Origin of the sequence: Actinoplanes sp. CA-051413, from assembly GCF_050955795.1 — a bacterium.
GTDB lineage: Bacteria > Actinomycetota > Actinomycetes > Mycobacteriales > Micromonosporaceae > Actinoplanes.
Genome location: NZ_CP192100.1, coordinates 8,657,745 through 8,675,884 on the forward strand (window position 1 = coordinate 8,657,745; position 18,140 = coordinate 8,675,884).

Consider the following 18,140-nt stretch of genomic DNA (forward strand, 5'->3'; position numbering starts at 1 on the left):
GGACCTGACGACATCCGCACCGAAGAGGTCATGGACCGAGCAGGCTCAGAGGGACGACAGCAACTCCGTCCGCGCGGCGATAAGCCTCAAGTCCGGTCGTGATGACGACCGCGTCGAGCAGATCATCGCCGAGCTGTCGGCGTAGCCAGCTCAAGTGCGCGACATCATCGTCACTCACGGACGGCGCCAGCTTGACCTCGAAGGCCACGACCCGCTGATCGGCGCGCTGAACGATGAGGTCGACCTCGTGTCGACTGTCCCAGGTCCGAAGGTGATGGATCGTCGCTTCAGCAGCCTGCGCGTACACCCGTACGCTGAGCGTGACCAGCGACTCGAACAAGGCGCCCAGCAATGGCCCGGGCCGCCGCGTCGTTGATCCCGGTGCCGAATCGTCCAGGAGAGCGGGCACGTCCACGCCCAGCAGCCGGGCGGCGAGCGCCGGGTCGGCCAGGTGATGTTTCGGGGCTGCACCCAGCCTGCTGAAGGCGCTGCGACTCGGCAACCAACCGGGGACGGGATCGAGCAGCCACAACTGCGACAGCACGTCGCGATAGGCGGTCGTCGTGGGGTTGGCGGGCTTGTTGCTCTCGCCCGGCGTGGCTGCGTCCAGGATGGCGTTGTATGAGGTGGTGGTCGCCGAGGCGGCAGCATACGCGGCCAGCCAGCCAGCCGCGCAGCGTATCGGGTCGACGTACCAGGTGACCCTGTTCGGGGAAGTCTCGTTCGACGATACGGGCAAGGTAGCCGTCGAGTTGCGCACGCCGGGCGCGCGGCGGCAGTTGACGGACGGCAGGAAACCCGGAACGGACTATCTCTTCGGCGTAGTCCACCACGCTGAGAGCAGAACTCCCGCCTATCTGCGGTCGCCGCCCGCTGAGCAGATCACCGAGCCCCACCGTCGGTGTGGCCAGGGCTCGCTCGGCGATGCTCATCGGCCGCATCCGGAGCTGAACGATACGTCCGGCTCCCGAGTGGGTCGGTGCCGACGTGGGCGTCGCACTGCCGGTCAGGAGGAACCGAGCCGGCGAGGGATTGCGGTCAACGCTGCGCCGTACGGCGTCCCAGACTGCCGGCTCCCGCTGCCACTCATCGACGAGTACCAGACCGGACGCGCGGTCGAGTCGCTGCGGATCCGCCCTGAAAAGTTCACGCTGAGCGGCGTCATCCAGAGCCAGGACAGTCGTGGCGCGCCGCTGCGCTGTGGCGGTCTTTCCTACGCCCTTCGGCCCCTCGAGGCTGATGGCAGGCAGGCCGACGAGCACTACCTCGCACTCGCTTCCTGCACTACCTCTCACACATAATTCGGCCTACCGTTCGCACAGTGAATCGGCGAGTCAGAAGTCGAACGTCGGCTCGGTGACCACCGCGCGCTCGACGTCCACGCCTAGATTGGCCAGGTCCGACACGAAGTCCGGGTAGCCGCGGTCGATGTGGTGCACCTCGCCGACCTCGGTGATGCCGTCCGCGCACAGGCCGGCGATGACCAGCCCCGCGCCCGCCCGGATGTCGGTGGCCCGGACCGGCGCGCCGGAGAGGCGCTCGCGGCCGTTGACCACCGCGTGGTGGCCGTCGGTGCGGATGTCGGCGCCCAGCCGGACCATCTCGTTCACGAACATGAACCGGCCGTCGAAGATGTTCTCGGTGATCAGCGAGGAACCCGCACTCACCGCGGCCAGCCCGATCGCCATCGGCAGCAGGTCCGTGGCGAAGCCCGGGTACGGCAGCGTCACGATGTCGACGGCCTTGGGGCGGTCGTCCATGCGTACCCGGAACTGGTTGTCGCCCGGCTCGACCACCGCGCCCGCCGAGACCAGCTTGTCCAGGGCGATCGCCAGGTATTCCGGCCGGACGCCGTGCACGGTGACGTCGCCGCGGGTCATGGCCGCGCCGAACGCCCAGGTGCCGCCGACGATCCGGTCGCCCACCGTGGTGTGCCGCACCGGCTTGAGCGCGTCGACGCCCTCGACGGTCAGGGTCGAGGTGCCGGCGCCGTCGATCTGCGCGCCCATCGCGGTCAGCATGTCGCAGATGTCGACGATCTCCGGCTCTCGGGCCGCGTTGTCGATCTCCGTGACGCCCTTGGCCAGGACCGCGGCCATCAGCAGGTTCTCGGTCGCGCCGACGCTGGGGAAGTCCAGCCAGATCTTGCCGCCGTGCAGGCCGCCCGGCGCCGAGGCGATCACGAAGCCGTGCTCGCCGGAGATCTCCGCGCCCATCCGGGCCAGGCCGGCGACGTGCATGTCCAGCCCGCGGGAGCCGATCGCGTCGCCGCCCGGGTGCGCGACCCGCACGTAGCCGCGGCGGGCCAGCAGCGGGCCCAGCACGCAGATGGACGCGCGCAGCCGGCGCACCAGGTCGTAGTCGGTCTCGCTGCCGGGCTCGGCGGGCACGTCGATGGTCGCCTCACCGTTGGCCAGCGACACGTCGCAGCCCAGCCGGCGCAGCACCTCGGCCATGATCGCCACGTCGGTGATGCGCGGGACGTTGGCCACCACACTGCGGCCCTCGGCGAGCAGGGCGACCGCCATGAGCTTGAGCGCGGAGTTCTTCGCGCCGCCGACTGTGACGTCGCCGGACAGACGGGCGCCACCCTTGACTCTGATCACATCCACGCGGGCCATCGTATGGGTCGCGCCCACCCGCCTCCGTAGGGTGGGGGGCATGGCCGTGCATCTCACCCGCATTTACACCCGCACCGGCGACGCCGGTTCGACCCGCCTGGGCAACAACGAGGTGGCCGCGAAGACCGATCCCCGGGTCGTCGCGTACGCGGACGCCGACGAGTGCAACGCCGCGATCGGGGTGGCGCTCGCGCTGGGCGCGCTCGCCCCGGACGTGAAGAGCGTGCTCACGGCGGTGCAGAACGATCTGTTCGATGTGGGCGCCGACCTGTGCAACCCGCTGGCGGAGGACCCGCCGTACCCGCCGCTGCGGATCACCGAGGCGTACGTAACCCGGCTCGAGGGCTGGTGCGACGAATACAACGAGCAGCTGCCGGAGCTCGACTCGTTCGTGCTGCCGGGCGGAACGCCGGGGGCGGCGCTGCTGCACGTGGCGCGCACGGTCGCCCGCCGCGCGGAACGCTCGGCTTGGGCGCTCTACGAGGCCGACAAGGAGCGCACGTCGCTGCTGCCGGCGAAATACCTGAACCGGCTCTCCGACCTGCTGTTCATCCTGGGCCGCACAGCCAACCCGGGCGGCGACGTGAAGTGGGTGCCGGGCGGGGTCTCCTGACCCTGCACCACGTCGAACTGTGGGAACCACCTGGCGTTCACGGTGGCCGGTGAGGCCGAGGTGGACCGGCTCACCGAGGTGGCACCGGCGCGCGGCTGGTCGCTGATGTTCGCCGACCGGCATCCGCACGCAGGCGGGATGTCTTGAATTCCGAGATTCACGGCTACGCGTCTCGGGGTGCCCAACCGCATCACCGGGGCTGACGTCCCCGCAGCTTTCAGGCCCGTGCCGGGTCAAGGCCGTGGGATCCGCTGCCGGGCGGTCCGGTCGTTCCGCCGAGGGGTCGGCGGGCCGACGTGCGACATGCCGGCGGGCCAGCGTGCAGCGGGCCAGCGTGCAGCGGGCCGACGTGCCAGCGCGCGACATGCCGGCGGGCCAGCGTGCGGCGGGCCGGCGTGCGGCAGGCTGGCAGGCCTCGGCCGCCGGCGGGCTTCAGCCCCGGGCAAGCCAGCTAGCCGGCCTGGCGAAACGACAGCAGCGCGCACGCCGCCGCCCGGCCGAAGCCGTCGCGCTTGCAGTTTCTCCTGTTCGCCGCCGGCAGCGCCGAGCTGCGCAGACGCGCGCGGACTGTCGGGGAGGGGCGAACCGCCCGGCGGCGGATCCCTCGGCTTGGACCGGCCGCGGCCTCAAACGCTGCGACACTCGAGTCGGTGTTTGCGGTTGGTCGCGGCGAGACGCGTACCGGAAAAGGGACCCGAAGTTGGTCAGGGCGTCAGCGTTCGGCGGGGCGGGGGGTGATTGTCGGGCGGGGGGCCACCGATCCGGGTTGGCCCGGGGGGCCCGCTTCCAGCCAGGAGAGGAAGCCGGTCACCGTGGACTCGGCCATGGCGATCTCGAGCTCGTTGCTGCCCGTTGTGCAGAGCAGGATGACCCAGTGGCCCGGCATGGTCAGGCGTTCCGGGCCGGCCGGTAGGCGGCGGCAGCCGACGGAGAGGGTGCGGCGGTTCAGCACGCGTTTCGGGCGGATGCCGAAGCTGAACATGCGGTGGAAGCGGAGTTCGTCATCGACGAACTGACCGATCCCCGAGGACCAGCCGCGGCCCGGCACCATCGTGCTGACCCGGACCTGGAGCCGGATGGTGCCGCCGCCGGCCATGAGCAGCCGGCGGCGGAGGAAGATCGCGAGCAGGACGACGAGCAGCGCGACGACGCAGATTCCGATGACCTCCAGAACCCGCATCGTCGGCGTCAGTGCGCGTCGGGAGTGGCGGGGGTGGCGCTCTCGGCGAGGACGGTCACGCCGTTCGCGTCGACGGAGAGGAAGCCGCCCGCTACGTCGTAGGTCAGCTGCTCGCCGCCGGCGAGCTTGACTCGCACCTGGGAGGGCTCCTTGAGCAGGCCCAGCAGCGGGGAGTGACCGGGCAGGACGCCGAGTTCGCCTTCGGTGGTGCGGGCGACGACCATCTCAGCGTCGCCGGACCAGACCTTCTCCTCGACGGCGACGACCTGAACGTGCAGCTGGTTGGCCACGCTGTCTCCTTCAAAAGCCGGCGGAACCGATTGAGGTGAAGTCTAAACGGCTGGGTGACCTGCCGGTGCCTGGGGTGGCGACCGCCACTGCGGACGGGCCCCCGGCCGGCGGGTCAGAGTTTCTGCAGGAAGTCCGGGTGGTCGATCAGGAACGTGGAGATCGTGTCGCTCTGCACCGAGGCGAAGAAGTCCTCGGCGCTGGAGTCGAGCGCCTCGCCCTGATATCTGCCGTTCGTGATCAGGCTGCGGCCGGGCAGCTTCACCAGCGTCATGTCGTCGGCGCGCAGGCTCTTGAGGGCGAGACCCCAGTCGACGACCGAGTGGCCGTTGCCGTCGAAGATCAGCGCGTCGCCGGCTGCCTTGAGCACCTTGTCGAGCTTGACCGGGTTGGTCACCACGTTCTTGCTCAGGGCCTGCGAGGCCATCGCCTTGATGAACTGCTGCTGGTGCCGCTGGCGGTCGTAGTCGCTGCGGGGCAGGCCGTAGCGCTGCCGGACGTAGTCCAGCGCCTCCCAGCCCTCCAGGTGGTACGTGCCCTTCTTGTACTGCTTCTGCGGGCCGATGTACGGGTGCTCGCAGTTGTTGCTGGCACACTCCGGACGGCGCGGCCGCGGCTTGCCGTTCGGCTGGAGGTGCTCCGACTTCACGTTCTGGTCGATGGTCATCGTGACGCCGTCCATCGCGTCGACGATGTCCTTGAAGCCGTTGAAGTTGATGATCGCGCCGGCGTCGAACTTCTTGATGCCGGTCAGCTTGCTCACCGTCTTGGCCAGCAGGTCGAAGCCCTGGGCCACGTCGTGCTTGCCGCCGCCGATCGAGCTGCCGTACGACATCGCGGCGTTGATCTTTGCCGTGCCGCCACCGAACTTGGTCTTGGCGAACGGCGGGATCTCGACGCGCAGGTCCCGCGGGATCGAGTAGAGGTACGCCGTCTTCAGCCCCTTGGGCACGTGCACGACGATGATCGAGTCGGACAGCGGCGCGGTGGTGTCGTTGCGTGGGTCGATGCCCACGAGCAGGATGTTGAGCGGGCCCTTGATGTCGCTGACCTGCTGCTTGGTCGCACCGGAGGCGGCGTTGCCGAACAGGTCCTTGGTCTGCACCGCGTTCGCGTAGCGGGCGACGAGCACCTGGCTCGTGACCAGCGCGCCGCCGCTGAGGACCATCAGGACACAGCCGAAGATGGCGCACAGCCGCGCCCACAGGGGGGCCCGCCGGCCGCTCTTCGGTTTCGCGCTCTTCGCCACTCGATCCCCAACCATGCCGGTCGATACCAGCCGCGATCAATGGGCTGATCACGGGGCCGCGCCACAAGCAGTGCCAAGAGTATCCGAACAACGGAAGAAAACTTCGCGTCCGCGTACCGTCGCACCCGAGGTCAAACGGACAAAACGGGCACTTGGAAACGGATGAGCCGCGCCGGCAAGTGCCGGCGCGGCCCGAGATGATCCGTCAGGATCAGCCCTTCATCAGCTCGTGTGCGTTCTTCTCGAGGTCCTCGAGGCCACCGCACATGAAGAAGGCCTGCTCAGGGTAGTTGTCGTACTCACCCTCGCTGATCTTCTTGAACGCCTCGATGGTCTCCTTGAGCGGGACCGTCGAGCCGGGAACGCCGGTGAACTGCTCGGCGGCGTACGTGTTCTGGGACAGGAAGCGCTCGATGCGGCGGGCCCGCTGCACCGTGACCTTGTCCTCCTCGGAGAGCTCGTCCATACCGAGGATGGCGATGATGTCCTGCAGGTCCTTGTACTTCTGCAGGATCCGCTGCACCTCACGGGCGACCGCGTAGTGCTCGGCCCCGACGAACTCGGGCGCCAGGATCCGCGAGCTGGAGGCCAGCGGGTCCACGGCGGGGTAGATGCCCTTGTCGGAGATCGACCGCTCGAGGTTGGTCGTCGCGTCCAGGTGGGCGAACGTGGTGGCCGGCGCCGGGTCGGTGTAGTCGTCGGCGGGCACGTAGATCGCCTGCAGCGAGGTGATCGCCTTGCCCCTGACCGAGGTGATCCGCTCCTGCAGCTCGCCCATCTCGTCGGCCAGCGTGGGCTGGTAACCCACGGCGGACGGCATCCGGCCGAGCAGCGTCGACACCTCGGAACCGGCCTGGGTGAACCGGAAGATGTTGTCGATGAAGAGCAGCACCTCCTGGTTCTGGACGTCCCGGAAGTACTCCGCCATGGTCAGCGCGGACAGGGCGACCCGCAGGCGGGTGCCCGGCGGCTCGTCCATCTGGCCGAAGACGAGCGCGGTCTTGTCGAGCACGCCGCCCTCTTCCATCTCCAGGATGAGGTCGTTGCCCTCGCGGGTGCGCTCGCCGACGCCGGCGAACACCGACGTACCACCGAAGTTACGGGCAACGCGGATGATCATCTCCTGGATGAGCACCGTCTTGCCCACGCCCGCGCCGCCGAACAGGCCGATCTTGCCACCGCGCACGTACGGCGCGAGCAGGTCGAGCACCTTGATGCCGGTCTCCAGCATCTCGGTCTTCGGCTCGAGGTCGGCGAACGCCGGCGGCTTGCGGTGGATGCTCCACCGCTCCTGGATGTCCAGGGTGGCCGGGTCGGCGTTGAGGACCTCGCCGAGGGCGTTGAACACGTGGCCCTTGGTCACGTCACCGACGGGCACCGAGATGCCCGAGCCGGTGTCCTTGACCTCGGAGCCGCGGACCAGGCCGTCGGTCGGCTGCATCGAGATCGCCCGGACGATGTTGTCGCCCAGGTGCTGCGCCACCTCGAGGGTCAGCGTCTTGGTGCCCCCGGACAGGGTCACGTCGACGTGCAGCGCGTTGTAGATGTCGGGCATGGCGTCGCGGGGGAACTCGGCGTCGACGACCGGGCCGATGACCCGGACTACGCGGCCGACACCGGCCTGCGTCTTGGTGGGCTCAGCTACAGCAGTCATCATCCATCACTTCCCGCCGCGGCCAGCGCGTTGGCGCCGCCGACGATCTCACTGATTTCCTGGGTGATCGCAGCCTGCCGCGCGGAGTTCATCTCGCGCGTGTACCGCTTGAGCAGGTCGTCCGCGTTGTCCGACGCGCTCTTCATCGCCCGCCGCCGGGACGCCGACTCGCTGGCCGCCGAGCTCAGCAACGCCGCGTAGATCCGCGTGTTGAGGTACTTCGGCAGCAGCGCGTTCAGCAGCTCCTCGGCCTCGGGCTCGAACTCGTAGGCCGGCCGCAGCCCGGGCTCGCGCTCGCGCTCCTCGACCTGCATCGGCGCCAGGAAGCGCGCCTCCGCCGTCTGGGTCATGAGCGACTTGAACTGCGTGCTCACGATGTGGAGCTCGTCGACGCCCTGGATGCCGTCCGGTCCGTAGTGCCCGTCCCCGTCGTCCGCACCCGCGACGAACCCCTCGAGCAGCGCGTCGCCGATGGTGCGGGCGTCGGAGAAGGAGGGCCGCTCCGAGAAGCCGGTCCAGCTCGCCTCGATCGGACGGTTCCGGAAGCGGTAGTACGCGACGCCCTTGCGGCCGACGATGTACAGCGCCACTTCCTTGCCGTCCGCCCGCAGGCGCGCCATCAGCTGCTCCGCGGTGCGGATCGCGTTGGCGTTGTAGGCGCCGGCCAGGCCCCGGTCACTGGTGACCAGCAGGACACCCGCACGCCGCACGCGCTCGCGCGCCTGCAACAGCGGGTTGTCGACCGACGCGTTGGACGCCAGCGCCGTCAGCACCTGGGTGATCGCCTCCGCGTACGGCTTGGAGGCGGTCACCCGCTCCTGAGCCTTGGCGATGCGGCTGGTCGCGACCAGTTCCTGCGCCTTGGCGATCTTCTTCGTGGACTTGACGGTGCGGATGCGCCGCCGAAGTACCTGAACCTGACCGGCCATGGCTTAGCTCTCGTCCGGCTGGGAACGGACCTCGCGGGTGACCGTCTCCCGGCTCTCGCTGCCCTCGGCGAGCGGCTCGGCCTGCGCCTCGTTGCCGACGTTGCTGCCGGTCTCGCCCTGCTTGAACAGCGTCTTGAACTCGTTGACGCCGGTCTGCAGGATCTCGACCTGCTCGTCGGTGAGCTGACCCGTCGACTCGATCGCCGTGAAGGTGTCGCTGCGGTTGCGCTTGACCCAGTCGAGCAGGTCCCGCTCGAAGCGCTGCACGTCGCCGACCGGGATGTCGTCGAGCTGGCCGGTGGTGCCGGCCCAGATGACGATGGTCTGCTCGGCGACCGAGTACGGCGAGTACTGCGGCTGCTTGAGCAGCTCGACCAGGCGGATGCCCTTCTCCAGCTGGGCCCGCGACGCCCGGTCCAGGTCGGAGGCGAAGGCCGAGAAGGCCTCCAGCTCACGGAACTGGGCCAGGTCGAGGCGGAGCCGGCCGGAGACCCGGCGCATGGCCTTGACCTGCGCGGAGCCGCCGACGCGGGACACCGAGGTGCCGACGTTGATGGCGGGGCGCACGCCCGAGGCGAACAGGTCGGCCTCGAGGAAGATCTGGCCGTCGGTGATCGAGATGACGTTGGTCGGGATGTAGGCCGAGATGTCGTTGGCCTTGGTCTCGATCAGCGGCAGACCGGTCATCGAGCCGCCACCGAGCTCGTCGGAGAGCTTGGCGCAGCGCTCGAGCAGACGGCTGTGCAGGTAGAAGACGTCACCCGGGTACGCCTCGCGGCCCGGCGGGCGGCGCAGCAGCAGCGACACGGCGCGGTACGCCTCGGCCTGCTTGGTCAGGTCGTCGAAGACGATCAGGACGTGCTTGCCGTTGTACATCCAGTGCTGCCCGATGGACGAGCCGGTGTACGGGGCGATGTACTTGAAGCCGGCCGGGTCGGAGGCCGGCGAGGCCACGATCGTCGTGTACTCCAGCGCGCCCTGGGCCTCGAGCGTGCCCCGGATGCTGGCGATCGTGGTGGCCTTCTGGCCGATGGCGACGTAGATGCAGCGAACCTGCTTGTCGGGGTCGCCGGACTGCCAGTTGGCCCGCTGGTTGATGATCGTGTCCAGCGCGACCGTGGTCTTGCCGGTCTTGCGGTCACCGATGATCAGCTGGCGCTGGCCGCGGCCGATCGGCGTCATGGCGTCGATCGCCTTGATGCCGGTCTGCAGCGGCTGCTTCACCGGCTGGCGGGACATGACGTTCGGGGCCTGCAGCTCGAGCTCGCGGAAGCCCTCGCTCTCGATCGGGCCACGGTCGTCGATCGGGTTTCCGAGCGCGTCCACGACGCGGCCCAGGTAGGCGTCGCCGACCGGGACCGAGAGGACGCGGCCGGTCCGCTTGACCCGCTGGCCCTCCTCGATGTGGGTGTAGTCACCCAGCACCACGGCGCCGATCTCGCGGACATCGAGGTTCAGGGCGACACCCAGCGTGCCGTCCTCGAATTCGAGCAGTTCGTTCGCCATCGCCGAGGGCAGGCCCTCGACGTGCGCGATGCCGTCGCCCGCATCGGAGACGATGCCGACCTCCTCGCGGGAGACCTCGGGCGAATAGGACGAGACGTAGCGCTCTAGCGCCCCCCGGATCTCGTCCGAGGAGATGGTCAGCTCGGCCATCCTCTGCCTTCTCTAGTCGGCTCGGGGCGTCGCCGCCGCCGAGGGCGTGCTCGGGACGTCGCCGCCACCGAGGGGAAAAACTATTTAGCGAACGCCTGCCGGGCTTCGTTGAGTCGCCGCAGGATCGTGCCGTCGTAGAGGTCGGAGCCGACACGGACGCTGACACCGCCGATGATGCTCGGATCCACATCGACCTTCAGCGACACCTGCCGACCGTAGATGTCGGACAACTTGGCGGCGAGCCGCTGCTCCTCGGCGTCGTCGAGGAGCTTGGCCACCGTCACGTACGCGACCTGACGGTCCCGCTTCGCGGCGGTCAGCTCGACCAGCCGGCTCAGCGAGGCCTCGAAGCTGCGGCCGCCGAAACCCTCGAGGGCCATCTCGATGAGCCGCCCCGTGCCCAGCCGGACCTTGCCTTTCAGCAGGTCCCGGACAAGCTTAACGCGGCGGTCGATCGATGCGCCGGGATCGCTCAGCGTCACGGCCAGCTCGGAGTCACCCGACACGACCTGCCCAAAGCGGAACAGCTCGTCCTCGACCTCGGCGAGTTCGCCCGCCTTCTCGGTGGCCGCCAGCACGGTGTCGACGCCCAGGCGCTCCACCGCGTCGAGCAGCTCGGCCGGCCGGCTGAAGCGGCCGTGGGCCAGGGTCGCCACCGCTTCCACGGCGGTCGTCCCCAGCTTGCCGGCGAGCAGCGAGCGAACCAGCTCGGCCCGGTCGGCCCCGCTGCGCGACGGATCGGTCAGCGCCCGGCGCAGCCGCGGCTGGCCGCGCAGCAGCCGCGCCACCGACAGGATCTCGTCGGCGGCCGTGGCCAGCTGCGCGGCGGTGGCCGTGCGGGTGTCCGTGGTCAGCTTCTCCACGGCCGCGGCGTACGACTCCCGGTTGACGGTCGCCATCAGCGCCGCCCGGTGCCCGTGCCGGCACCCAGCTCGGAGATGAACCGGTCGACCGTGCCCCGGCTGCGCGCCTCGTCGGCGAGCGACTCGCCGACGATCCGGCCGGCCAGGTCAACGGCGAGCGTGCCCACCTCGGAGCGCAGGTCGCGCACGATGCTCTCGCGCTGGGCGGCGAGCTGGTCGCGCCCGGACGCGATGATGCGGTCGGATTCCTCCCGGGCCTTGGCCAGGACGTCCTGACGGATGCCCTCGGCGTCGGCACGGGCCTCGTCACGGATGCGCGCGGCCTCCGTACGAGCCTCCGACAGCTGCGCGCGGTACTGCTCGAGCAGCTCGTTCGCCTCGGCCTGGGCGGCTTCGGCGCGCTTGAGGCCACCCTCGATCGCGTCGACCCGCGCCGCGAACGTCTTCTCCATCATCGGGAAGACGAACTTCATCAGCACGAAGCAGAGCAGGGCGAACGCGACCGTACCGACCACGATCTCTTCCCACGCGGGAATGATCGGGTTGTGTTCAGTTGTCTCGCCGCCCTCGGCGGCCAGGTACGCAAGCATGGGAGCTCCGTTCCGCAAGGGGAGAACTAGCCGACGTTCGGAGCCAGGTTCTGCCAGATGAAGCCGAACGCGATGCCCAGCAGGGCCAGCGCCTCGATGACGGCGAAGCCGATCCAGACGTAAGGCAGGGTCAGGCGCGACGACTCCGGCTGGCGGGCGGTCGACTGGATGTAGGCGGAGAAGACCAGACCGACACCGATGCCAGGACCGATGGCGGCGAGGCCGTAACCGATGGCGGCGGTGCTACCCACAACTTCGGCGAGAATCATTGCTCAGTTCCTCCTGGTATCTCGCGTGACTGTCACGCGGGACGACAACGGGGTGGTACTCGAACAGCTCAGTGCTCGTCGGCGAGCGCACCCTGCACGTAGCTCGCGGTCAGCACCGTGAAGACGTAGGCCTGCAGGATGATCACCAGGAACTCGAGGAAGGTCAGCGCGATCGTCATGATCCACGACACGATCGAGAACGGTGCGTACCACACGTTCTCGGCGAGCATCGCGAAGCCACCGAGCGTGAACACCAGCAGCAGCATGTGGCCGGCGAACATGTTGGCGAAGAGTCGGACCGCCAGCGAGAACGGGCGGACCATGAAGTTCGAGAAGAACTCGATCGGGATCAGCAGCGGCAGGATGAACCACGGCGCCGGCGGGATGAGCGCGGCCTTCATGTACTTGAAGAAGCCGCCGTGGTGCCGGATGCCGACGTAGATGAACATCACGTAGCTGATGACCGCGAGGATCGCCGGGAACGCGATGTGCGAGTTCGGCGAGATCTGGATCAGCGGCACGATGCTGAAGAGGTTGTTCAGCAGGATGAAGCAGAACAGCGTCGTGAGGTACGGCGCGAACGCGACACCCCGCGCCCCGATCATCTCGACGGCGATGTTGTTGCGCACGAATCCGTAGAGGCTCTCGGCGAGCCACTGCTTCTTCGTGGGCACCAGCTGCGGCTTCCGGTACGACACCAGGAAGAAGATGATGATCAGAGCAACGGCCACCCAGACCAACAACGTGATCTTGGTGAACCAGTACGACTCGTGAGCGCCCCACGGCAGGATGCTGGGCAGGTAGAAGTCCTCGACGCTGGGCGGGAACTCCGCTGCGAGGACCGTCGACTGACCGATCACCGTAGCCCTTTCCTGTCAGGCGCCGAGACGGCGCACGATGAGGTAGACACCGCCGGCGATACCAACGACGGCGCCGATTCCGGCGAAGATGCCCTTGGTGCCGACGTAGTGGTCGACCAACCAGCCGATCCCGCCCCAGACCAACATGCCCCCGAGGAGATAACTGACCGCCGTCATCCCCTGGCCCGTGTCGGGCGGGTTCTGACCGTCGTCATCGTGGGGTTTGCTGGGAGGTTCTTGACCGGTCATGACGGCCCGAACGATATCAGCAGGTAACACGAAGCTAAGCGGGACCCCCCGCACAACCGCAGTTGTCCAGGCGTCAGGGGTCTCGCAACTCGGCAACACGCTACTCCCCCTCCGCCAGAACCGGACAACTTTGTCGCGCGTCAGTCACCGGTTCGTGGACGGAGCCCTCCCAAAGCGGCAGTGACCAGCCGAAACGTCGGTGCTGAAGATCACTTGGAGAGGCTGGTCCGCGCCACCCACCAGATCTGCACAGCCGTCCAGCCGAGCACCCCCGCCACGATCCCCCAGCCCATCGCGAGCCGGCCCGGCCACTCCGAGGAGATCACAAACACCATGATCACGCCGAGCAACGCGTACTTGACCACGTACGTCAGCAGCCCCAGCGGCAGCACCAGGGCCGGGCGCACGGTGTCGGCCCAGGCGAACACCAGGGTCGTCATGGTGAAGCTGACGGTCACGACGCCGACGCCGGCCGCGGCGCCCACCGCGGCGTCGCCGCCACCGGCGAAGAAGCCGACCGACGCTGCGCAGATCATCAGCGCGACCGAGAAGGCGGTCAGGAAGGGCAGGTGCTCCACCCGCCAGCGCGGGTCCTCCGGCAGCGGCGGCAGATCCGGCAGCGGACGGTTGTCATCGTCGTAGTCGTTCTGGGCGGGCGTCGGCTGGGCCGGCGTCGGCTGGGCGGGGACCACGCGGTCGGCGGAGTCGTTCACGCCGGCACCCCTGCCCGGTCGTACGCCGGGAAGGCCCGGACCAGCTCGGCCACCTCGTCGGCGACCCCGCGCAGCTGCGTGGCCCCGCCGACCGAGGCCGGGTCCGCGCGCACAGCCACGGCGATCAGCCCGGCGATCTGGCGCATCTCCCCCTCGCGCATGCCCTGCGTGGTGACGCTGGGAGTGCCGACCCGGATGCCCGACGCCGTCATGGGCTGCTCCGGGTCGTACGGGATGGCGTTCTTGTTCAGGGTGATCCGGGCGCGGTCGCAGCGCGCCTCGGCGTCGCGGCCGTTGACGCCGACGTCGCGCAGGTCGACGAGGGCCAGGTGGGTGTCGGTGCCCCCGGAGACCGGGCGCATCCCCTCGGCGGCCAGCCCGGCGGCCAGCGCCTGGCTGTTCTTGACCACCTGGTGCGCGTACGACTGGAAGTCGGGCAGCGCCGCCTCCCGCAGGGCGACGGCCTTCGCGGCGACGGCGTGCATCAGCGGCCCGCCCTGGGTGAACGGGAAGACGGCCTTGTCGATGCGTGCGGCAAGCTCCTCACGACACAGGATCATGCCTCCCCGCGGTCCCCGCAGCACCTTGTGGGTGGTGCAGGTGACGACATCGGCATGCGCTACGGGCGACGGGACGGCCCGGCCGGCGACCAGCCCGATGAAGTGCGCGGCGTCGACCATCAGGTACGCACCCACCTCGTCGGCGATGTCCCGGAAGGCCTTGAAGTCGATCAGCCGGGGATACGCCGTCGCGCCGCAGACGATGAGCTTGGGCCGGTGCGCCTGGGCCAGGTCGCGGACCTCGTCGTAGTCGATCAGCTCGGTGTCGCGGCGCACGGTATAGCCGACCGGGTGGAACCACTTGCCGGAGAAGTTGACCCGGCTGCCGTGGGTGAGGTGGCCGCCGTGCGGCAGCCCCATGGCCAGCACGGTGTCGCCCGGCTGGATCAGCGCCGCGTACGCCGCCATGTTCGCCGACGAGCCCGAGTGCGGCTGGACGTTGGCGTGCTCGGCCCCGAACAGCTCCTTGGCCCGGTCGACCGCCAGCTCCTCGGCCCGGTCGACCTCGGCGCAGCCGCCGTAGTAGCGCCGCCCCGGATACCCCTCGGCGTACTTGTTGGTCAGCGTCGAGCCGAGCGCGGCGAGGACGGCCGGGGAGGTGAAGTTCTCACTGGCGATGAGCTGCAGCCCGCCGCGCTGGCGGGTCAGCTCGCCCAGGATCACCTCGGCGATCTCCGGGTCCTCGTGCTCGAGTGCGCCGAAGTCGGGACCCCAGAAAGTCTCCATGACGCGCTCCCTCACCGTCGGCGACGCTGCCGAGATCGAGCATATGGCTTATGGGGGCCTGCCTGCGGGCACAGTGGTGGTATGCGTTGCCTCGTCACGGGCGCCACCGGATACATCGGTGGCCGCCTGACGCCCCGTCTGCTCGATGCCGGCCACTCCGTCGTCTGCCTGTCCCGCAGTGCCGCCCGGCTCCGCGACGTGCCCTGGGCCGGCCGGGCCGAGGTGGTGGAGGGCGACCTGTCCGACCCCGGCACCCTGCCGGCCGCCTTCGAGGGCGTCGACGTCGCCTACTTCCTCATGCACTCGCTCGGGCAGCCGGACTTCGAGCGCATCGACCGCGAGGCGGCGCACAACTTCGCCACCGCGGCCAAGGCGGCCGGGGTCAGCCGGATCGTCTACCTCGGCGGTCCCGAGCCGCCGCCCGACGAGCACCCCTCGGCCCACCTGCGTTCCCGGGCCGAGGTGGCCAGGATCCTGCTGGACAGCGGGGTGCCGACGGCGGTGCTGCGGGCGCCGGTGATCATCGGCTCGGGCTCGGCGTCGTTCGAGATGCTGCGCTACCTGACCGAGCGGCTGCCGATCATGATCACTCCGCGCTGGGTGCGCAACCGGATCCAGCCGATCGCCGTCCGCGACGTGCTGCGGTACCTGATCGGCGTGGCCACCCTGCCGGCCGAGGTCAACCGGGGCTTCGACATCGGCGGGCGGGACGTGCTGACGTACCTGGAGATGATGCGCCGCTACGCCCGGGTCGCGGGTCTGCGCCGGCGGATCATCCTGCCGTTGCGGCCGCTGAGCCCGTGGCTGTCGGCGCACTGGGTGGGTGCGGTCACGCCCGTGCCCAATGCCATCGCCCGGCCGCTGGTCGGCAGCCTCATCCACGAGGCCTTCGCCCAGGAGCACGACATCGCCGAGTACGTCCCCGATGACGGCCTACTGGGCTTCGACGAGGCAGTGCAGCTGGCCCTGGGCAAGGTCCGCGACGCGAACGTGGAGACCCGCTGGTCGAACGCGGTGGGCCGGGACGCGGCGGCCGAGCCGCTGCCCAGCGATCCGGACTGGTCCGGCGGCAGCGTCTACGTCGACGAGCGCACCCGTACGGTGGCCGCGCCCACCCGGGCGCTGTGGCGGGTGATCGAGGGCGTCGGCGGGGAGAACGGCTGGTACTCGTTCCCACTGGCCTGGTCGGTGCGCGGCTGGATGGACCGGCTCGTCGGCGGCGTCGGCCTGCGCCGCGGCCGGCGCGACCGCAACCACCTGCTGGTCGGCGAGGCACTGGACTGGTGGCGGGTCGAGGAGATCAAGCCGGGCGAGCTGCTGCGGCTGCGCGCCGAGATGAAGGTGCCGGGGCGGGCGTGGCTGGAGATGTCGGCCGAGCCCGGACCGGACGGGACGAGCGTCTACCGGCAGCGGGCCATCTTCGTGCCGCGCGGGCTGGCCGGGCACGCGTACTGGGCGAGCGTGGTGCCGTTCCACGGGGTGATCTTCAGCGGCATGGCCCGCAACATCGCCAACCAGGCCACCCGCTGACCGGCGGCCGCCCGTTCACCGGGCGGCGCGGCTCAGACGGTCGCGGACGGCCAGCCAGTCCTCGGTTTCCGGAGGCCGCTGCACGATGATCGTGCCGACCCCGGCGTCGTCCAGGCGGTGCAGGGCCGCGTAGAGATCCGCCGCGTACTCGCGAGGGTCGGCGCTGAGCACCTCGGCCGCGTCGTAGTCGCCGGCCGTCTCGTAGCTCAGCACGGCGACCGGGGCGGCCAGGCCGCTGCGGTCCACCGTTTTCACGTCGTCGACGAGCAAAACCGTCGCCTTCGGCGCGTAGTGCCGCCGGCTCATGCCCGGCGAGGGCCGGGCCGTGCCGTCGTTGACCACCGCTTCGGGCAATGCGATCGCGCCGGTCACCTCGCGCAACGGGCGCAGCGCCAGGGCACCCGGGCGCAGCAGCGTGGGCGTCGGCGTGGTCAGGTCGAGCACCGTCGACTCGATGCCCCACGAGGCCGGGCCGCCGTCCAGCACCAGCGGCACGTCCGGCAGGCTGCGCAGCACGTGCTCGGCGGTGGTCGGCGAGATGCCCTCCGACCTGTTCGCGCTGGGCGCCGCCAGCGGCAGGTTCGAGGCCTCCAGCAGCTTCAGGGCCACCTCGTGCGCGGGCACCCGGATCGCGATCGTCGGCGTCGGGGCGCCCACCTGCGGCAGGTGCTTCGCCCGCTCGACGACCAGGGTCAGCGGGCCCGGCCAGAACTGCGCGGCCAGGTCGTTCGCGGTGTCGGGCCACTCGTGGGCCAGCGCGCGGGCCGCCGCCACGTTCGCCACGTGCACGATCAGCGGGTTCCAGGACGGACGGTTCTTCAGGCGGTAGACCTCGGCCACGGCCTTGGCCGAGAAGGCGTGGGCGCCCAGGCCGTACACGGTCTCGGTGGGGAACGCGACGACGGACTCGTCCCGCAGCAGCTCCACCGCGCGGCGCAGGCCGCCGGCGTCCGGTTCGACGATCGTCACGCGGGCCTCGGTGCTCCCGGCAGCAGGGCGTCCACGAGCGGGTACAGCGCCTCTTCGATGGTGTCGCCGATGCGCTGGAACGTCTGGTCGCCGCGGCCCCAGGGGTCGTCGAGGTCGTCGCCGGGCTGCGGCTCGGTCTCGGCGCGCAGCCGGGCAGCCGCCGCGACCACGGCGGCGGCCCGGGCGGTGAAGGTCTCCGGGTCGGTGCCGGCCGGCGGGAGCGACCCGGACTCCAGGTCGCGCAGCAGCCGGGCCAGATGCCCGAGGACGAACGTGCGGCCGTCCGCACCCGGCAGCAGGGCGTGCACGTAGTCGCTCTGGTCGGCCGTCGCGGTCAGGATCAGGTCGGCCTCGTCCAGCTGGGCGCTGGTCAGCTTGCGGGCCAGGAAACCGTCGGTGCTGCCTCCGCGCAGGGTGATCTGCCGGGCCGCGGGCGGGTTCATCTCCTCGCCCTCGTGCCAGCCGCCGGTGCCCGCGCTGACACTGCGCAGCAGGTCATCGAGCTCGGCGTCGGGATCGAGCTTGCCGAGGCGCTGGGCGGCGGTCAGGACCAGCAGCCGCTCGGCCATCGGCGACCGGCAGATGTTGCCCATGCACACGTGCAGCACTGTGAACGGCATC

General features: G+C 69.9%; 19 protein-coding genes and 1 pseudogene. 2 read left to right on the forward strand and 18 right to left on the reverse strand.

Going from position 1 to position 18,140, the window contains the following annotated elements:
* Positions 1 to 28 precede the first annotated feature (28 nt).
* The 3 genes and pseudogenes from ACQP2Y_RS40775 to murA form a co-directional block, all read right to left on the reverse strand.
* Entirely contained in the window at positions 29 to 760 is a 732-nt protein-coding gene (locus tag ACQP2Y_RS40775; RefSeq protein ID WP_433721688.1) for an ATP-binding protein, read from the reverse strand.
* 217 nt (positions 761 to 977) lie between these two features.
* Positions 978 to 1,295, reverse strand: a pseudogene (locus ACQP2Y_RS40780) (AAA family ATPase); the annotation flags it as partial.
* A gap of 39 nt (positions 1,296 to 1,334) precedes the next feature.
* Positions 1,335 to 2,621, reverse strand: a complete 1,287-nt coding sequence (gene murA, locus ACQP2Y_RS40785) for a UDP-N-acetylglucosamine 1-carboxyvinyltransferase (RefSeq protein ID WP_433732266.1) — start codon at positions 2,619 to 2,621, stop codon at positions 1,335 to 1,337.
* Positions 2,622 to 2,661: 40 nt separating this feature from the next.
* Between murA and ACQP2Y_RS40790 the strand changes: the two genes are divergently transcribed.
* Positions 2,662 to 3,234, forward strand: a complete 573-nt coding sequence (locus ACQP2Y_RS40790) for a cob(I)yrinic acid a,c-diamide adenosyltransferase (RefSeq protein WP_433721689.1) — start codon at positions 2,662 to 2,664, stop codon at positions 3,232 to 3,234.
* 712 nt (positions 3,235 to 3,946) lie between these two features.
* Here ACQP2Y_RS40790 and ACQP2Y_RS40795 read toward each other — a convergent pair.
* From ACQP2Y_RS40795 to glyA, 13 genes are all read right to left on the reverse strand, one after another.
* Positions 3,947 to 4,414, reverse strand: a complete 468-nt coding sequence (locus tag ACQP2Y_RS40795; RefSeq protein ID WP_433721691.1) for a DUF2550 domain-containing protein — start codon at positions 4,412 to 4,414, stop codon at positions 3,947 to 3,949.
* Between the two features lie 8 nt (positions 4,415 to 4,422).
* Positions 4,423 to 4,704 carry a F0F1 ATP synthase subunit epsilon gene (locus ACQP2Y_RS40800; protein ID WP_212994031.1) on the reverse strand — a complete coding sequence of 94 codons (282 nt, stop codon included), beginning with the start codon at positions 4,702 to 4,704 and terminating at the stop codon, positions 4,423 to 4,425.
* A gap of 113 nt (positions 4,705 to 4,817) precedes the next feature.
* Positions 4,818 to 5,966, reverse strand: coding sequence for an LCP family protein (locus tag ACQP2Y_RS40805; RefSeq protein WP_433721693.1), 1,149 nt, complete (start codon positions 5,964 to 5,966; stop codon positions 4,818 to 4,820).
* A gap of 196 nt (positions 5,967 to 6,162) precedes the next feature.
* Positions 6,163 to 7,605, reverse strand: coding sequence for a F0F1 ATP synthase subunit beta (atpD, locus tag ACQP2Y_RS40810; protein ID WP_433721695.1), 1,443 nt, complete (start codon positions 7,603 to 7,605; stop codon positions 6,163 to 6,165).
* Positions 7,605 to 8,534, reverse strand: coding sequence for a F0F1 ATP synthase subunit gamma (locus ACQP2Y_RS40815; RefSeq protein WP_433721696.1), 930 nt, complete (start codon positions 8,532 to 8,534; stop codon positions 7,605 to 7,607). Before ACQP2Y_RS40815 ends, atpD begins: the two co-directional genes overlap by 1 nt.
* 3 nt (positions 8,535 to 8,537) lie before the next feature.
* Entirely contained in the window at positions 8,538 to 10,190 is a 1,653-nt protein-coding gene (gene atpA / locus ACQP2Y_RS40820; RefSeq protein ID WP_433721697.1) for a F0F1 ATP synthase subunit alpha, read from the reverse strand.
* An 80-nt stretch (positions 10,191 to 10,270) separates the two neighbouring features.
* Positions 10,271 to 11,092: a F0F1 ATP synthase subunit delta gene (locus ACQP2Y_RS40825; protein ID WP_433732268.1), complete on the reverse strand. Its 822-nt coding sequence runs from the start codon at positions 11,090 to 11,092 to the stop codon at positions 10,271 to 10,273.
* Complete coding sequence (locus ACQP2Y_RS40830; RefSeq protein WP_360550270.1) at positions 11,089 to 11,643, reverse strand: F0F1 ATP synthase subunit B; 555 nt, start codon at positions 11,641 to 11,643, stop codon at positions 11,089 to 11,091. The genes ACQP2Y_RS40825 and ACQP2Y_RS40830 overlap by 4 nt, the downstream gene beginning before the upstream one ends.
* 26 nt (positions 11,644 to 11,669) lie before the next feature.
* Positions 11,670 to 11,912, reverse strand: coding sequence for an ATP synthase F0 subunit C (locus ACQP2Y_RS40835; protein ID WP_203775387.1), 243 nt, complete (start codon positions 11,910 to 11,912; stop codon positions 11,670 to 11,672).
* Positions 11,913 to 11,980: 68 nt separating this feature from the next.
* Complete coding sequence (atpB, locus tag ACQP2Y_RS40840) at positions 11,981 to 12,772, reverse strand: F0F1 ATP synthase subunit A (RefSeq protein WP_360822061.1); 792 nt, start codon at positions 12,770 to 12,772, stop codon at positions 11,981 to 11,983.
* A gap of 15 nt (positions 12,773 to 12,787) precedes the next feature.
* A complete protein-coding gene (locus tag ACQP2Y_RS40845) occupies positions 12,788 to 13,021 on the reverse strand; it encodes an AtpZ/AtpI family protein (protein WP_360822063.1) in 234 nt (77 codons plus the stop codon).
* A 209-nt stretch (positions 13,022 to 13,230) separates the two neighbouring features.
* Positions 13,231 to 13,734, reverse strand: a complete 504-nt coding sequence (locus ACQP2Y_RS40850; protein WP_433721699.1) for a hypothetical protein — start codon at positions 13,732 to 13,734, stop codon at positions 13,231 to 13,233.
* Positions 13,731 to 15,020 (reverse strand): serine hydroxymethyltransferase, encoded by a 1,290-nt coding sequence (gene glyA, locus ACQP2Y_RS40855; RefSeq protein WP_433721700.1) that lies wholly within the window; start codon positions 15,018 to 15,020, stop codon positions 13,731 to 13,733. Before glyA ends, ACQP2Y_RS40850 begins: the two co-directional genes overlap by 4 nt.
* A gap of 81 nt (positions 15,021 to 15,101) precedes the next feature.
* Between glyA and ACQP2Y_RS40860 the strand changes: the two genes are divergently transcribed.
* A complete protein-coding gene (locus tag ACQP2Y_RS40860; protein WP_433721701.1) occupies positions 15,102 to 16,550 on the forward strand; it encodes an SDR family oxidoreductase in 1,449 nt (482 codons plus the stop codon).
* Positions 16,551 to 16,565: 15 nt separating this feature from the next.
* Here the strand turns inward: ACQP2Y_RS40860 and ACQP2Y_RS40865 are convergent, their stop codons facing one another.
* Positions 16,566 to 17,519, reverse strand: a complete 954-nt coding sequence (locus ACQP2Y_RS40865) for an L-threonylcarbamoyladenylate synthase (RefSeq protein ID WP_433721702.1) — start codon at positions 17,517 to 17,519, stop codon at positions 16,566 to 16,568.
* Positions 17,516 to 18,139, reverse strand: coding sequence for a phosphotyrosine protein phosphatase (locus ACQP2Y_RS40870; protein ID WP_433721703.1), 624 nt, complete (start codon positions 18,137 to 18,139; stop codon positions 17,516 to 17,518). Before ACQP2Y_RS40870 ends, ACQP2Y_RS40865 begins: the two co-directional genes overlap by 4 nt.
* Position 18,140 lies beyond the last annotated feature (1 nt).

Excerpts from the sequence above, each read along its gene's own strand:
- ACQP2Y_RS40790 (WP_433721689.1), top strand. The coding sequence starts at position 2,662 with ATGGCCGTGCATCTCACCCGCATTTACACCCGCACCGGCGACGCCGGT.
- ACQP2Y_RS40815 (WP_433721696.1), bottom strand. The coding sequence starts at position 8,534 with ATGGCCGGTCAGGTTCAGGTACTTCGGCGGCGCATCCGCACCGTCAAG.
- murA (WP_433732266.1), bottom strand. The coding sequence starts at position 2,621 with ATGGCCCGCGTGGATGTGATCAGAGTCAAGGGTGGCGCCCGTCTGTCC.
- atpD (WP_433721695.1), bottom strand. The coding sequence starts at position 7,605 with ATGACTGCTGTAGCTGAGCCCACCAAGACGCAGGCCGGTGTCGGCCGC.
- ACQP2Y_RS40830 (WP_360550270.1), bottom strand. The coding sequence starts at position 11,643 with ATGCTTGCGTACCTGGCCGCCGAGGGCGGCGAGACAACTGAACACAAC.
- ACQP2Y_RS40870 (WP_433721703.1), bottom strand. The coding sequence starts at position 18,139 with ATGCCGTTCACAGTGCTGCACGTGTGCATGGGCAACATCTGCCGGTCG.
- glyA (WP_433721700.1), bottom strand. The coding sequence starts at position 15,020 with ATGGAGACTTTCTGGGGTCCCGACTTCGGCGCACTCGAGCACGAGGAC.
- atpA (WP_433721697.1), bottom strand. The coding sequence starts at position 10,190 with ATGGCCGAGCTGACCATCTCCTCGGACGAGATCCGGGGGGCGCTAGAG.
- ACQP2Y_RS40845 (WP_360822063.1), bottom strand. The coding sequence starts at position 13,021 with ATGACCGGTCAAGAACCTCCCAGCAAACCCCACGATGACGACGGTCAG.
- ACQP2Y_RS40835 (WP_203775387.1), bottom strand. The coding sequence starts at position 11,912 with ATGATTCTCGCCGAAGTTGTGGGTAGCACCGCCGCCATCGGTTACGGC.
- ACQP2Y_RS40860 (WP_433721701.1), top strand. The coding sequence starts at position 15,102 with ATGCGTTGCCTCGTCACGGGCGCCACCGGATACATCGGTGGCCGCCTG.
- ACQP2Y_RS40795 (WP_433721691.1), bottom strand. The coding sequence starts at position 4,414 with ATGCGGGTTCTGGAGGTCATCGGAATCTGCGTCGTCGCGCTGCTCGTC.
- ACQP2Y_RS40805 (WP_433721693.1), bottom strand. The coding sequence starts at position 5,966 with ATGGTTGGGGATCGAGTGGCGAAGAGCGCGAAACCGAAGAGCGGCCGG.